General features: G+C 38.1%; 10 protein-coding genes and 1 pseudogene. 9 read left to right on the forward strand and 2 right to left on the reverse strand.

The genetic code is table 11. From position 1 onward, the window contains the following. Nucleotides 1-18: 18 nt before the first annotated feature. Nucleotides 19-1,469 (reverse strand): annotated as a pseudogene (locus EJF25_RS14830) (DUF3868 domain-containing protein). A 24-nt stretch (nt 1,470-1,493) separates the two neighbouring features. Further along, nucleotides 1,494-2,081, reverse strand: coding sequence for a DUF3575 domain-containing protein (locus EJF25_RS14835; RefSeq protein ID WP_125041823.1), 588 nt, complete (start codon nt 2,079-2,081; stop codon nt 1,494-1,496). A 183-nt stretch (nt 2,082-2,264) separates the two neighbouring features. Here EJF25_RS14835 and EJF25_RS14840 point away from each other — a divergent pair, with 183 nt between their 5' ends. From EJF25_RS14840 to EJF25_RS14880, 9 genes are all read left to right on the forward strand, one after another. Further along, on the forward strand, nt 2,265-3,809 hold the full coding sequence (locus EJF25_RS14840; protein ID WP_125041824.1) for an acyl-CoA carboxylase subunit beta: 1,545 nt from the start codon (nt 2,265-2,267) through the stop codon (nt 3,807-3,809). A gap of 19 nt (nt 3,810-3,828) precedes the next feature. Beyond that, nucleotides 3,829-5,340, forward strand: a complete 1,512-nt coding sequence (gene accC / locus EJF25_RS14845; protein ID WP_125041825.1) for an acetyl-CoA carboxylase biotin carboxylase subunit — start codon at nt 3,829-3,831, stop codon at nt 5,338-5,340. A gap of 24 nt (nt 5,341-5,364) precedes the next feature. Next, nucleotides 5,365-5,889, forward strand: a complete 525-nt coding sequence (locus tag EJF25_RS14850; RefSeq protein ID WP_125041826.1) for a biotin/lipoyl-containing protein — start codon at nt 5,365-5,367, stop codon at nt 5,887-5,889. 175 nt (nt 5,890-6,064) lie between these two features. Further along, nucleotides 6,065-8,419, forward strand: coding sequence for a PAS domain-containing protein (locus EJF25_RS14855; protein WP_125041827.1), 2,355 nt, complete (start codon nt 6,065-6,067; stop codon nt 8,417-8,419). A gap of 576 nt (nt 8,420-8,995) precedes the next feature. Next, on the forward strand, nt 8,996-9,352 hold the full coding sequence (locus EJF25_RS26610) for a helix-turn-helix domain-containing protein (protein WP_370685724.1): 357 nt from the start codon (nt 8,996-8,998) through the stop codon (nt 9,350-9,352). Between the two features lie 44 nt (nt 9,353-9,396). Beyond that, a complete protein-coding gene (locus EJF25_RS14865) occupies nt 9,397-12,387 on the forward strand; it encodes a coiled-coil domain-containing protein (protein ID WP_125041829.1) in 2,991 nt (996 codons plus the stop codon). 21 nt (nt 12,388-12,408) lie between these two features. Next, nucleotides 12,409-13,341, forward strand: coding sequence for a BT1926 family outer membrane beta-barrel protein (locus tag EJF25_RS14870; protein WP_125041830.1), 933 nt, complete (start codon nt 12,409-12,411; stop codon nt 13,339-13,341). Nucleotides 13,342-13,445: 104 nt separating this feature from the next. Then, nucleotides 13,446-14,015, forward strand: coding sequence for a hypothetical protein (locus EJF25_RS14875; protein ID WP_125041831.1), 570 nt, complete (start codon nt 13,446-13,448; stop codon nt 14,013-14,015). Between the two features lie 12 nt (nt 14,016-14,027). Further along, nucleotides 14,028-15,095 carry an OmpA family protein gene (locus EJF25_RS14880; protein ID WP_125041832.1) on the forward strand — a complete coding sequence of 356 codons (1,068 nt, stop codon included), beginning with the start codon at nt 14,028-14,030 and terminating at the stop codon, nt 15,093-15,095. Nucleotides 15,096-15,842 lie beyond the last annotated feature (747 nt).

Consider the following 15,842-nt stretch of genomic DNA (forward strand, 5'->3'; position numbering starts at 1 on the left):
ATAGAATTTTTTTTCTATTTATTTCATTTTCATGTTAAGGATTTGTTGTAATTGTTGCAAGTTTGCCTGAGCTGTTTCATTGCCCATCTTAGCTGCTTGTTCGAAAGCTGCTCTAGCACGTTGGATATCGCCATTCAGGAAATTATATACACCTGTATTGTTTAAGAATTCAGCAGTGGCATGATCTGCTTTTTCCATAAATTTCACTGCTGTATTTAAATCCTTCATAGATAAAGCGACAGCTGCTGCATTCAGGTTGGCAACCGGATCGTTCGGATACATTCGAACGGCAATGTCGAATACATTTACGAAATCCTTGCTACCTTTCGGATAACTGTTTGCTACCTGATACATTTCATTCAGACTCAAGTATTTTGGATTCTCACGAATAATGATACGTCCCTGCTCTACATCGAAATTGATAACAGTATAGTCAATCTTGCAATTTACTTTACGTAATCCCGGATAGATTTCTTTCAACATGGTACGATAAGGAACACCGCCACCTACGCGCATAATTTCTTGTTTGCGTTTCATGTCGTCGGTAGTATTCTTGATGATATTCAGGAAAGTTTCTTTGTCTTTCATCGAAGAAGCCTCAAGAGCTTTCACCAGACCATCCCAGTTTTCACCTCCGAATGTAACATTATAGACGTTAGCCGGGACCTTTTCATTCTTTACCAGATAATCCTTCAAAGCGACTGCGCGTTTCTTGGAAAGTTGTTCATTAAATGTCAAAGGACCTTCGGGAGAAGCAAAACCTTCAATACTGATTCCGGTTACCGTCAAGTTTTTATCATTCTGAATCTTGTCGAACATAGAATGAATATTCACTAATTCAGAATGATTATTCATGAAATCAGTCAAAATGACGTATTTATTAACGGGGAAATCCAGATGAGCTTCGTATTGTTCGCTACGGGTTTTTACCACTTCCACTGTTGGTTGGATATAAGCAATCAACGGCGACATGGCACTCAGTCGTTTGGCTTCGGTAGAAACATCGTTTGTAATCAGTTCCTGAGCAGTCATTTCCTGGTAGTTACCGCATCCGCATAATGTCTCTACGAGTTGTAAAGAAGCATTTGCCATCCATGGTTGGTAAGGAATAACCTGTGTGTAGTTTAAAGTTTCCCGTTTGTTATAAGGGACGATGATAGCCGTTGGCTCTTGTTTACTCATGGCTAATCCACGAATATATGCTTTTTCACGTCTTTTTCCGTTTATAATAATTTCTTGTAAAGGAACATTGTGTTGTCCGTCTGTCAATAGAGGGACAAGACTTAAGCTTCTTGCGGAACCGACTGTTAGATTTTTCATATCCATTGTCATTCCTACATATAAAGATTCTCCCTGTTGCCATAAAGTCACATCCGAGAGTGTGAGTGCATCATTCATGAATTTTGTGCATGAGCCGGTGCTATGACCGCTGCAAGGGCTATAATTAGATAAATAAGTTTCTTTTTCATCATTGTAAGTATTATAAGTTTTGATTATTTGATGACGTAAATAAAGCTTAAACCGATTTTGGTCGGACCAAAATAGTTGCGGGTATTATGTCCTAGCTTTTCACCTCCGTCACCGCGGGCATATTTATCATACTTTACGCGGGCATATCCAACTCCGATGGTTGCTTCCATACTCCAACGTTTACTGATAATCCATTGGTATCCATAAGAAATACCGGCTCCGTACAAGTTACCGTCATAACGGTCATGCCCCATTCCGAAAATATTCAGATTGCTGACATCCATATCAGCATAGTGACCATGCAGACCAAAGAAACTACCGTTGAAACGTTCACAAAGCCAATAACGCAATTCCGGTTGGACAAGCCAGTGTTTGATTTGTCGGTCGTTTCCAAATTTCCATGGATTATAGTTACCCGATACATCAAGAGTCAGTTTTTTGGAGAGTGCGATTTCAATTCCCAGGTTGGGAGTGGAAGTCGCCCAATACAAAGCGTTTGTCTTAATGGCAAATTTGGGTAAATAGGTTTCATTACGTTGTACTTGTGCATGAATGCTTGTACCGAAAGCGAGCAGGAAACCAACTGCTAGTAAAAGTTTAATTGTTCTCATTTTCGTTAGGATCTTGGTGTTATTAAAATGATAAGCGATAAACACCTGACCAAGGGACTTTGTTGAGACAACCGGCAAAAAAATATTCAGGAATAAACGAGGAAAGATGTTTAAGGGCATAAATGCTAACAAAATATAATGGAGAAACGTTTATTATAGTAAAACATCAAATATACACAGTCTATGAAAGAGCTAATCAAAAACCTGGAAGAATTAAACAGGAAAGCTGAAAAAGGGGGCGGAGATGCCCGTATTGAGAAACAACATTCGGTGGGTAAACTGACAGCCCGTGAACGTATCGATTTACTTTTAGAAAAGGGGTCATTTATTGAGTTGGATAAATTGGTGACTCATCGTTGCACCGATTTTGGTATGGAAAAACAGAAATTTGCAGGAGACGGCGTAGTCACCGGTTACGGTATGATTGGAAAACGTTTAGTTTATGTTTTTGCACAGGATTTTACCGTATTTGGAGGAGCTCTTTCGGAAACACATGCCAAAAAGATATGTAAAGTGATGGACATGGCTATGCAGATGGGAGCGCCTATCATCGGATTAAATGATTCAGGAGGTGCCCGTATCCAGGAAGGAGTACGTTCTTTGGCAGGATATGCTGAAATATTCCTTCGTAATTCGATGGCTTCGGGGGTTATTCCACAAATCAGTGCGATAATGGGACCTTGTGCCGGAGGTGCGGTTTACTCACCTGCATTGACCGATTTTATTCTGATGGTAAAAAATTCCGGTTATATGTTTATTACCGGTCCCGATGTCGTGAAAAGTGTGACACAGGAAGAAGTAAGCAAGGATGATCTGGGAGGAGTGGGTGTTCACATGACAAAATCGGGTGTTGCCCATCTTTCGGCAGAAAATGATATTGAGTGTATTAATTATATCAGGGAATTGATATCCTATCTTCCGGGAAATAATATGGAAGAACCACCTTTCGTAGCTACCAGCGATTCACCTACACGCCTGACACCGGAACTCTCTAACTTGATTCCTACCAATCCGAATCAACCTTATAATATAAAGGAAATGATAGAATCCGTAGCAGATGATAATAGCTTCTTTGAACTTCAATCGGAGTTTGCACCGAATATTGTTACCGGTTACATTCGCCTGAATGGAAAGACGGTGGGAGTTGTAGCTAATCAGCCATTGGTATTGGCAGGAACATTGGATATTAATGCTTCTATCAAAGCTGCCCGTTTTGTCCGTTTCTGCGATGCATTCAATATACCATTACTGACATTGGTCGATGTGCCGGGATTCCTTCCGGGAGTGGATCAGGAATACGGTGGCATTATTCGTAATGGCGCCAAATTGCTTTATGCTTATTGTGAAGCTACGGTTCCAAAAGTAACCGTTATCACACGTAAGGCGTATGGAGGTGCTTATGATGTGATGAGTTCTAAACATATTCGTGGGGATGTGAATCTGGCTTTTCCAACAGCAGAGATAGCCGTAATGGGACCGGATGGCGCCGTAAATATCTTATTCCGCAAAGAAATAGATAAAGCCCAGTCACCCGAAACAAAACGGAAAGAGCTTCAGGAAGATTATCGCGAGAAGTTTGCTAATCCATATCGGGCAGCAGAGTTAGGTTATGTGGATGAAGTGATTGATCCGGCAGTTACCCGTTTGCGATTGATCCGCAGTTTCGAGATGCTTGCCAATAAGCGTCAGTCCAATCCGCCTAAAAAACATTCGAATATTCCACTTTAAGAGATGAAAGGAGAAAATTATGATTAAGAAAATATTAGTTGCTAACCGGGGTGAAATAGCTTTACGTATCTTTCGTACGTGTAGAGTGATGAATATTTCAACAGTAGCTGTTTATACTCATGTAGATCGTAGTGCTTTGCATGTTCGATATGCGGAGGAAGCTTATTGTATTTCCGATTCGTTGGAGGATACTTCTTATCTGAAACCGGAATTGATATTGGCTATTGCAAAAAAGACAGGTGCGGCTATTCATCCAGGATATGGTTTCTTGTCGGAGAATGCAGACTTCGCCCGTCGTTGTGAAGAAGAAGGAGTAATCTTTATCGGTCCGAGTGCCGACATCATTTCGAAGATGGGAATTAAGACTGAGGCACGTAAAATTATGCGTGAAGCCGGATTGCCGATTGTTCCCGGAACTGAGGCTCCTGTACAAGGTATAGAAGAAGTAAAGAGGGTTGCCAAAGAAGTTGGTTATCCTATCATGTTGAAAGCTCTTGCCGGTGGTGGAGGAAAAGGGATGAGGCTGGTTCGTTCGGAGGAAGAGGTAGATACAGCCCTTCGTCTTTCGCAATCCGAGGCGGGGACGTCTTTTGGAAATGATGCAGTCTACATCGAAAAATATATCGAAAATCCACATCATATCGAAGTGCAGATAATGGGAGATAAATATGGTAATGTGGTTCATCTTTACGAACGTGAATGTTCCATTCAGCGTCGCAACCAGAAAGTGATCGAAGAATCGCCATCTCCTTTTGTGAAAGAAGAAACGCGGAAAAATATGTTGAAAGTAGCAGTAGAAGCTTGCAAGAAAATAGGTTATTACAGCGCCGGAACATTGGAGTTTATGATGGATAAGGATCAGAATTTCTACTTCCTTGAAATGAATACCCGGTTGCAAGTGGAACATTTGGTGACAGAAGAATGTACGGGAGTAGATCTGGTACGCGATATGATAACAGTTGCAGCAGGTAATCCGTTACCTTATAAACAGGATGATATTAAATTTAGTGGAGCTGCCATCGAATGTCGTATTTATGCAGAAGATCCGGAGAACAACTTTATGCCTTCGCCCGGAGTGATAACAGTTCGTGAGGCTCCCGAAGGCCGTAATCTTCGTTTGGATAGTGCTGCTTATGCCGGTTTTGAAGTATCTCTGCATTATGACCCGATGATTGCCAAACTTTGTTGTTGGGGACGTACCCGTGCTTCAGCTATCTCTAACATGGCTCGTGCTTTGCGGGAATACAAAATTCTGGGAATAAAGACTACCATTCCTTTCCATCAACGGGTTCTGAAGAATGCCGCATTTCTGGAAGGAAAGTATGATACCACTTTTATTGATACCCGTTTTGATAAAGAAGACTTGAAACGGCGACAGAATACTGACCCTACGGTGGCTGTAATTGCTGCTGCGGTGAGACATTATGAAAGAGAGAAAGAAGCTGCTTCCCGGGCAACAACTCTTCCGGTGGTGGGCGAATCTCTCTGGAAGTATTATGGTAAGTTACAGATGACTGCCAACAATTATTAAATAGAGTAATAAAACAATATGAATATGGGTACAATATTAGCTACATATTATGCCAAACTTCTGGATATGCCCGATACAGAATACAAGGTAGAAATTCTGGAAGATGGACCGATCAAGAAAATAGCGGTCAATGGCAAGGTTTATGAGGTGGATTATAATGTGGGAGGTGACTCCATTCATTCAATTATCATCGATCATCATTCTCATGGAGTACAGATTTCTCCTTCTTCCAATAATTCATATACAATCATGAATAAGGGAGAACTTTACCAAATCGAGTTACAGGGAGAAATGGAGAAAATACACAACGCACGTGCTGCTACTGAAGCTGTGGGGCGTCAGGTAGTGCAAGCACCAATGCCTGGAGTCATCCTGAAGACATACGTTAAGAAAGGAGATGACGTGAAACGCGGGGATCCGCTTTGTGTATTAGTCGCCATGAAAATGGAAAACGAGATTCGTTCCACGACAGACGGAACGGTAAAAGAGGTATTTGTAGAAAATAATATGAAGGTAGGGTTGAATGACCGTATCATGGTGATTGAATAACTTTTTTAGATGATTAGTTTTTTAAGATTAGTTTTCAATAGGAATTTCCGTATGGACAACCGAAGTATATTCGGCCCATACGGAACTGTTTAAAAATAAAATGTCTTGTAATATCTTTATTATTAAAACTTTTTTCTACATTTGACAGTTAAGTATATAAATATCTCAGTACCTTATGGATAGTGAACAAACAAAAACAACACTCGAAGAGCAACTAGAGGCACTTAGAGAGGAGAATGCGCAATTGAAAAAACAACTCTCTTTTTTTAAAGAGCATGTCCCTTTTGATTTTAGAGAGAAATATGCAGTTAAGATATTAGATTCACTACCCGATATGCTGACTGTTTTCAGACATGATGAAGTTGGCGTGGAAGTGGTGTCGAATGAAGAAACCAATCATGTAGGCGTATCAAATAAGGATTTTGAAGGAATGCGAATGTGTGATATGGTTCCGCCGGAAGCATATCAAAATATACATTCCAATATGCAAAAAGTGATTTCTACTGGAACGGTTTCAACAGCACATCATGAATTAGACATTAATGGCGAACATCATTATTATGAAAATCGTATTTTTCCTTTGGATGAGGAATACGTATTGATTATGTGCCGGGATATTACTAATCGAATTGCTACTCAACGTCAACTGGAAGTTTTTAAAAGCGTACTTGATAAGGTTAGTGACAGCATTCTTGCCGTCTCAGCGGATGGCACATTAGTCTATGCTAATAAACAATTCATTGAAGAATATGGTGTAACCCAACAACTTGGTGTACAAAAGATATATGATTTACCTGTTTCTATGAAAACACCTGAAGTTTGGCAAGCACGTCTTCAGCAAATACGAGATAATGGTGGTAGTTTCTCTTATCGTGCTGATTACACACGAAAGGGATATGATAAAAAAGGGGTTCACCAAGTTTCCACATTTCTGACTAATGAAGATAATAAAGAACTAATCTGGTTCTTTACCCAAGATATTACCGATGTTATCAAAAAACAAGATGAACTTAGGGAACTCAATGCTTTACTTGAGGGTATTTTAAATAATGTCCCTGTTTACCTGTTTGTGAAAGACCCGGAAGACGAATTCAGGTATTTATATTGGAATAGAGCATTTACCGAGCATTCAGGAATACCGGCGTCTAAAGCTATCGGACATACGGATACTGAAGTTTTTCCTGAAAATGAGGATGCCGAAAAATTTCATAAGGATGATTTGGAGGTACTTCGTACCCATGAGCCTCTCGAAATGCAGGAAACCTATATTTCGGCTAAAGGAGAAGCACGCATTGTGCAAACATTGAAAACACTGGTTCCTATGGAAGGACGTAAACCACTGTTAATTGGCATTTCCTGGGATATAACTAGCCTGAAAAATATAGAACAAGAATTGATAACTGCAAGACTTAAAGCAGAGCAGTCTGATAGATTGAAAACAGCTTTTCTTGCGAATATGAGCCATGAGATACGTACTCCTTTGAATGCCATTGTTGGCTTTTCCAAACTGCTGCCTTTAGCAGAAAGTCCGGAGGAAGAAGAAACTTACTCAGACATCATTAATCAGAACTCTGACATACTTCTGCAATTGATTAATGATATTCTTGATTTATCCAAGATAGAAGCAGGGACATTAGAATATATCAAGTGTCCAATGAATCTTGGAGAATTATGTCGTACCATTTATGAAGTTCATAAAGGCCGTGTGAGGGAAGGAGTAACTTTATTCTTAGATAATCAGGAGGCAGACCTGATGATTGAAGAGGATCATAATCGTATAATGCAGGTCATAACCAATTTTATTACCAATGCATGTAAGTTCACTCATTCGGGTGAGATTCGTTACGGTTTTGAAGTACGCGAGGATCACATCTACTTTTATGTGAAGGATACCGGTATTGGAGTAGCACAGGATAAGATCAACCAAATTTTTGATCGCTTTGTTAAATTGAACTCTTTTGCCCAAGGTACAGGATTGGGACTTGCCATCTGCCGAATGATTATAGAAAAGATAGGTGGTGAGATCGGAGCTATTTCCGACATAGGTAAAGGTTCTACTTTCTATTTTACTATACCTTATAAAGATAAAGATCGTGAACGGATCAAAGTCTTTGAAGTTGCAGAAGAAAAGCAAGAAGATAGTTTTGTTAAAAGACCACAACTGATCAAGAAAATTTTGATTGCTGAGGATGTAGAAAGTAATTTCATCTTAGTAAAGAACCTGATAGGGAAGGATTATACATTGTTATGGGCTAAGGATGGAGTGGAGGCTGTAGAAATGTATAAGGAATATCAACCCGATTTGATTTTGATAGATATCAAGATGCCTTGTATGAATGGGTTAGATGCTACGCATATTATTCGGTCCTATTCAAAGGATATTCCCATTATTGCACTGACAGCTTATGCTTTTGAAACGGATAAGGAAAAGGCGTTAGAAGCTGGCTGTAATGATTTTGTGACTAAGCCTATTTCAAAAGAAGTTCTGGTAAGAGTCCTGAGGAAATATTCCGTTTTTTCCGTTAAATAGCATGATTATATGTCTGTATAGATACTTGTAAGTATGAAGAAATGAAAAAGTATAGCGTAGTTTGTAATTACATATATAAAACAAAAGAAGTTTGAGCGGTCTTATTAAAAGACTATTTATTTATTTTTATAGGAATACTCACTTTATTTTAAAGTGTCTGTTTTAGGGTGGAATGAACGATTCGTTAGGTTTAAACCGAGGAGTCGTTCTTCTTATATAAAATGATATTTCTTTTTTAATCATAAATGGATGAATTCTCCCACCTCATGTAAATCAAAAGAGTGTTGAAAGTTATTCAACACTTTACTTTGTTTTTGTCCTTAATAAATTCCTAAAAAATGTCTTTTGTCCTGAAACTTAAAAAATATTATCAGATATTAAAGAATTTCTAATATATTTTCTTTCATTATTAAATAAATCAATAAGTTTGTTGCACAATCAAGCAAAAAATACAGTATGGGGACATATGGGGAACAATTAGCTGGTACTAAACTGTACAATATGACTACTACAAATATTAATCTGTATAAAGGGGAAATGAAAGATACAGACGGCGAGGTACTAATAAATGAAAAGATGAAGGACATATATGAGAATATTATTTATGTTCTTGAAGATAAAAAGGTTTATCTTGACGCTCAGTTAAATCTGACAAAGTTAAGTCAGATTCTATTTACGAATACGACTTACCTTTCAAAGGTTATTAATCTTCTTTTTAAATGCAATCTAAAGACTTTACTTAATAGGTATCGCATTAACTATGCCAAAGAACTTTTGAAGAAGGAAGAATGCGATATTCAAAGCTTACCAACTAAATGTGGCTTTGTTTCACGAAGCACGTTTTATAGTGCTTTTACTAAGTTTGAACATATTACACCATCAAACTTCCGATCGCATATTCTAAGTTTGAAATTACGGAATAAAGAAATTTAAGTTAAATATCAATTTTTATTTTTCAATTAAACTACTTATTTATTATGAAGAAATGGACTTTTTTGGTTGCATCTGCCATGCTAGTGGGTGCGACACCGGTTTTTACCGGATGTATTGACAATGATGAGCCGGAAGGTATCAATATCCTTCGAAAAGCAAAGGCTGAACTTATTATGGCAAAGAAGGTTGTAGAAGAAGCAGAATCTTTGCGTGTGAAAGCAGAAGCTACAAAACTTGAAGCAGAAGCTAAGGTACAGGAAGCTGAAGCAGAATTGAGAAAAGCACAAGCTGAAAAGGTGAAAGCTGAAGCTGCCCAACTTGCAGCTTTAACAGAAGCTGAAAAGGCTGTTTATGCAGCTCAAATAGCACAAATAGAGGCCGAAATTGCTCAAACAAAGGCTAAAACAGAAGCTGCTATCGCTGAGGCAGAGGCAGCGAGACAAGCTGCTGAAGATGCTCACCAACGTGCTCTTGTTGAAATAGAGAAAGCAAAAAATACGTTGTCTGCAGATGAACTTGCAATGTTGAGCATGTATCAGACTCGTTACGATGCTGCTGCAAATGAATATAATACACGCTATGTAGCTTATACTAATGCACAAAGTGAATATGTAAAAGCTTTAGCAGCTGCAGAAAAGGGACAAGATAATATTCAGTATACAAGAACTCTTGAGAAGAATGTTATAACCCAACAAGAGAATGTTGAAGCTAAGAAACTTGCATTGGAAGAGGCTGAAGCTAAATTGGAAGAGGTGAAAGCATATGTACCTGGTGCACTTGCTGCTAAACTAACTGAAGCACAAGATAAATGGAACGATATTCAGGATGAGTTGAATGCTCTAAATGTGAAGATAGCTGAAGAACGCATTAAAAATGATGCAGAATATAAAAAACAGGCAGATTTACAGAAAGCATACAATGATTTGACGACTACAGAGGATGCTAAAATTTATGCAAAACCATTGACTATCGAACTTCCGACTATTGGAATTCCGGGTTATCAGGAAGGTAAATACGAAATTATAAAAGAAAAAGTTTATGGTTTCCATGTTGATAAGGATGGAGAGGCTATAACTTCATATAATGGTCAAAATGGGTATACAACAGCAGTAGGTAATGTTCAGAATTTCATTTTGGAGCTTACTAATAAGCAATTAGATAAAGATGACCAAGCATGGACACAAGCTAGTATTAACGAGATGACTGCTGAACTGAAAGGTTTACAGGAAACTTATGATGCTGATTTGAAGACATGGCAAATGGCTGTTGACGGCTATAATAGTGGTAACGGTACTGTATATTCTAAATATGTTGGTTACAATCCACTTATTAACCGTATTAATAACTACAATGCATCGGTTGAGAAACTGGAACCTTTGAGAGTGGATTGGGTGGATAAGACCGAAATTAAAGATGATGCAGAACAGGCTTGGATTAATAAGACAGGTTCTTATGAACATTCAGCATGGTTTATATACAATGAGGCTAACAACAAAGCTTGGAAAGAATATGAAAGTGTAGCCAATAATAAGTTTAATGGTGCAACGGAAGATGGAACAGCATGGGCTGCATATAGAGCTACTGAGCAAACATTAAACAATGCTGTATCTAAAGCTATGCAAGATATAAAGGTGGCACAGAGTAAAATTTCACTATTGGAAGAAAAATTAGCACAGAATCTTACGGATGAGGCATTGAAGACGCAATTAGACGCTGCTAAGAAGGAACTTGGTGCTGATGATACTGAAGGATTGAGAAAGGTCTATGCTGAGGCTAGCAATAACCGTAATGTAGGTTTGGCTAAGGCTGCCAAGACTCGTGATAATGCGATTGCAATAGCTGACAAAGAACGCGACCTCGCTCAGGCTCAGGCTCGGAAAGATTATACAAATCATAATATTGACTGGGCTGCGACTAATAATTTAGATCCTGCATTTGTTGCTGAATTAAAGAAAAATTATGAAGAAGCAGAAGCTGCATGGATAAAGGCAGATGAGCTTTATCAATCGGCTAAAGAGGCAACAATTGCACTATATAACGAAATGGACGATGCTTATACAAGTTTAAAAAAGAATGTATTAGATCATTTAAGTGGTACTAGCTTCTTTTCATCAATTTATCCTCCTATTATTACGAATGAATTAGGAATCAATTGGAATGCTTTGTGGCTTATTGAAAGTAATCAATCTGCCTTAACTTTTGATATCAAAAATCTGGAAATTAATAGCAAAAACTTTGTGATTGTAGCTTCACGCGTGCTTTACGGTTTGCCTTCAATGATTGATAATTCTAATGATCAACAGTATAATGATATAATAAATGGCTTATTGAATGCAGAACGTATCACTCCGCTTGAAAAAGCAGAATTGGACAAAATTATTATTACAGAACATTATCTGACAGATCGTGAATATGAAGCTCCTACTTGGTATAAAGACTATGGTTCTTTCGGTACGAAATTAGCTAAAGAAAGAGATATCGCTTATGCTAAAGCGTTTATTAATGAACAACCAACTATTAATGCCGTTCTTGCAACTTTGAATGAATATTTGACCGACTTGGAAGCTCAAAAAGATGCACAAGGTGAAGTGGTGTTGGAAGCTTATAACAATTGTGATGCACAAAATGAAGTGATCAAGGAATTGGAAGCTACATTTGAACCTGAAAGACGCGAATTGTCTATGAAGAGCAGACTGCAAGGTGATCTTATTGCTTCTATTCAAACAGCAATGGATGCAGCTGGAACTTCTGATGAAGCTAAACGTGATGAAGCTGCTATCAAAGCCTTAATTACAACTTGGACTACAAATGTAAAAGATGCTAAGGATGCTGAATTTAATGCTGGTACTCTATTGAAAGATGCAGAAAAGGCATTGAAGGATTGGAATAGTGCATTGATCGATGTAGCAGATGTTAAGAAGGTATTGATGGACAATGCTAAGTATTATTTGGATATAGCTAAGACAACTGCAGACAATACTGCTGCTGAATTGCAAATGATCCTTGAAAGACTCGGTGTATCTACTGAAAAATAATAATAATATAATAAGATAAAGATGATTAAAAAACTTTGCACAATCTTATTATCAGCCTTGCTTGCTGCGCCTCTTTGGGCGCAGCCTGCCAAAGGCGATAAGGGTGGTGTAGTGTTTGCTCCCCGTAAAGGTCAATGGCAAATCTCTTTTGTGTTAGGCGGAAGTAACTCATTTTATAATGAGAATACAGGAAGTTATCTTCTACCTAACTACAATAATGCTGCTGGAAGTATCGGATTACCGAATGGTGGTACCGGAGGTATTCTGGACAAAGGTAGCACTTCTGGTGATGTCATTGCAAATGGAAATCAATCAGGTTATCTGAACGATTTTCTCAAGATTAACGGGTTTAATAATAATAGCTTGGTGAATATAGTTGGCTTGCAAGCCAAATATTTCTTCAACGATTGTTGGGATGTCAATTTCTCTTTGGGTATGAATATTAATGTTACTCCAAAGAAAGATTACATAGAAGGTGACAATAGTGTGACCGATATGATTATTCCTGACCAGAAATATGTCAATGCGCAGACTACCAACAATTGGTATATGAATGTAGGCACCGAGCGTTATTTTAAAACGAGCAATCCACGTATTCACCCATATGTAGGAGCTACTCTTGGCCTCCAGATGGCACGTATTGAAACAATGGAACCGTATACAGGTAAAATTTATATGAGTGAAGATGACGATAATGAAGACGATGCTGTAGACCAGCAAGTCTATCTGCCCGCAGGCAAAGTGGGACAGATGGTCGGCATCAAAGGCGCTCTTGTGGGTGGTATTGAATATAGCTTGGCTAACGGCTTTGTTATTGGATTTGAATGTCAGCCATTGGCATACCGTTATGATATTATTCAAATTGCTCCCAAAGGCTTCGACAAATATAATTTGTCACATCACAACATAAAAATTATTGATATGCCGGTATTGAAACTCGGTTTCCGGTTTTAATAGAAACTGTGCGTTAATAATAACGTAATGTATGTAAATGCAGAAAAGGCGGTTTTGCTAACATGTTTAGCCGGATCGCCTTCTTTGCTTAAATAAATCCGAAAATGAGAAAATATCTTCTGCTTTTATTTATATGTGGCTGGATAGTGGGAAGTTGTAGTAAACAACAAAATATACAATCGAGTTGCATAGTGGAGATGAAAATTGAATATCCTAAATATACTCAGGGTTATTTAAGGAATATGGAGGGCAAGTGTTTGGATTCGCTCGTCGTGACCAACGGTCATTTGAACTTAGAACGAACAGATAGCCTTTTAATGCCTTATGTAGCAATTATTAGCCTCAATAATCCGGCTGATTCTATAGATCGCATTGAAATGCCGTTCGTAGTAGAAGCTGGGAAGGTTAATATCGAAGTTGGAGAGTATATCAGTACGAGTGGGACTCCTTTAAATGGTCAGATGCAAGAATTCTTAAATGATTTGCAAGCTTTACGTTCAAGTCTTGATGTAAATATTTCGATAGAGGAAATGAACCAGCTCTTCTCCGAATTCTATAAACAACAGATTCTGAGTAATAAAAACAATGTACTTGGACAGTATATTTATAAGAGCTATGGTGTTCATTTGAATGATACAGACCGTGATCTGGTAAAAGCACAGTTGGATAGTTAAAAACAGTTTACTATGAAATTTAAATCAATTATTACTTTTCTGGCACTTGCAGCTGTTTGTGTAGGCGTGAAGGCTCAAGAAATGAATCCGAATCCGTGGTTTATCCAGGGACAGTTGGGAGCATCTTATTCTAGCAGTGATGCGAGCTTTGGAAAGTTGATAGCACCTTCAGGAGCTATTGCTTTTGGTAAGTATTTCTCGCCTGTGTGGGGAGCCAGACTTTCTATTAGCGGTTGGCAAGGACGTGTTGGTTCGGAAATAACTAAGAAAGCTCATGGATTCTACTATGGTGCTGCTACAGTAGATGGGTTGATGAACCTTAGTCAGTTGATACGGAAATATCCCGAACGTTTGTTCGATGTAAATGTGATCGCCGGTATAGGTTTCAACCGTGCTTTTAGTAGTAGTGTGAGTTCTTTTATGGGACGATTGGGATTGCAAGGAAGTTTCCGAATGAATGATGCACTCGATTTTAATATCGAAGCTACTGCCAACGGTGTATCTGATCGTTGGAATGGACGTGATGATCATTCTATCGACACTTACTTTAATCTGGGATTAGGCTTTACCTATAAATTCAGAACAGGATACAAATGTGTTACTTGTATTTCGAAAGAATACCCTGAAACGCTTTATACGGAAGAAGAAGTGAATGAAATGATCAATCAACAGCGTGCGAAAACTGTAGAGAAGATTATTCAAAAGACTGATACTGTAGTGATAAATTCTGAGACCACACCTACTACAAAAGTGGTAAGAGGTATCAGGAGTCACGTGGGATTTGGTCTTGCCAAGACAAATATTGAAGAAAGTCAAGTACTTAACATACTTGCTATTGTTGATTACATGAAGCAATTTCCCGATGCAAAAGCTACTATTATGGGATATGCCGATAATGGAACCGGAAGTCGGGAAATTAATCTGAGACTTGCCAAGCAACGTGCCGAAGCTGTTGCCAATCAACTGATCAACAAATATGGCATTACTAAAGACCGTCTCATCGTATCAAGTATGAAAGATAGAGAACAACCTTTCCGGACTAACGACTGGAACCGGGTTGTGATTATAATTGCTGATTAGTCCATTTTAGTGAAAAGGCTTTTATTGTTTTCAATAAAAAGCTCTCTATTAGGACAAGTTGCCAGGAATCCTTAAGGAATCCTGGCAACTTTCTTTAAGAACAAATATTTAAGATATGATCGAAAAAGATCATGATATAAAATCCTAATTTGATTGAATATACTGCTTATTATTATCAATAATTTGATTTTTCAAATATAAAGCTTTCTTTAATATCGGTAACCTCTTTTTTCTTGTTATTTTACTTTTCTTTATTTCTCTTTCTATCGTAAGAACTGTAACTGCACTGTATATTTATATGCTGCCTTGGCACTCTTGTGGTTAAGCAAATTCTGTTTTGGATATTTTCCGCCATGTTCGGAAAGTGATTAAGACAGCCACCGCGTAAAGTATTATCTTTTATGAAACATTCGATGGATATACTCCTGGATATTCCAATCTATAGTAAAATTATATGGTATAGGCGAAATTTAATTGATTGATAATAATATATTTATATTGCCGTTGTCGATATATGGATTCGGACGAACCGACAAAAGAACCGTTTTCTGTGATATTTCATTATTAGAGTTATCCAAACAGATTGTTGAGAGATATAGGGGTATTGCCAAAGATGGTAAATTGCTCCTGATGTTTAGTTTGGCAGACTAGATAAAATCTGAAAGTTATCGCAAAACTCTGTAATATAGGGCTTAAACTTATCTATCATATGGGAAGTACACATACGCAACACAAGTATGCATATCA

The organism is Bacteroides faecalis (genome assembly GCF_003865075.1).
GTDB classification, from domain to species: domain Bacteria; phylum Bacteroidota; class Bacteroidia; order Bacteroidales; family Bacteroidaceae; genus Bacteroides; species Bacteroides faecalis.

Excerpts from the sequence above, each read along its gene's own strand:
- EJF25_RS14855 (WP_125041827.1), top strand. The coding sequence starts at position 6,065 with ATGGATAGTGAACAAACAAAAACAACACTCGAAGAGCAACTAGAGGCA.
- EJF25_RS14840 (WP_125041824.1), top strand. The coding sequence starts at position 2,265 with ATGAAAGAGCTAATCAAAAACCTGGAAGAATTAAACAGGAAAGCTGAA.
- EJF25_RS14850 (WP_125041826.1), top strand. The coding sequence starts at position 5,365 with ATGGGTACAATATTAGCTACATATTATGCCAAACTTCTGGATATGCCC.
- EJF25_RS26610 (WP_370685724.1), top strand. The coding sequence starts at position 8,996 with ATGAAGGACATATATGAGAATATTATTTATGTTCTTGAAGATAAAAAG.
- EJF25_RS14870 (WP_125041830.1), top strand. The coding sequence starts at position 12,409 with ATGATTAAAAAACTTTGCACAATCTTATTATCAGCCTTGCTTGCTGCG.
- EJF25_RS14880 (WP_125041832.1), top strand. The coding sequence starts at position 14,028 with ATGAAATTTAAATCAATTATTACTTTTCTGGCACTTGCAGCTGTTTGT.
- EJF25_RS14835 (WP_125041823.1), bottom strand. The coding sequence starts at position 2,081 with ATGAGAACAATTAAACTTTTACTAGCAGTTGGTTTCCTGCTCGCTTTC.
- EJF25_RS14875 (WP_125041831.1), top strand. The coding sequence starts at position 13,446 with ATGAGAAAATATCTTCTGCTTTTATTTATATGTGGCTGGATAGTGGGA.
- accC (WP_125041825.1), top strand. The coding sequence starts at position 3,829 with ATGATTAAGAAAATATTAGTTGCTAACCGGGGTGAAATAGCTTTACGT.
- EJF25_RS14865 (WP_125041829.1), top strand. The coding sequence starts at position 9,397 with ATGAAGAAATGGACTTTTTTGGTTGCATCTGCCATGCTAGTGGGTGCG.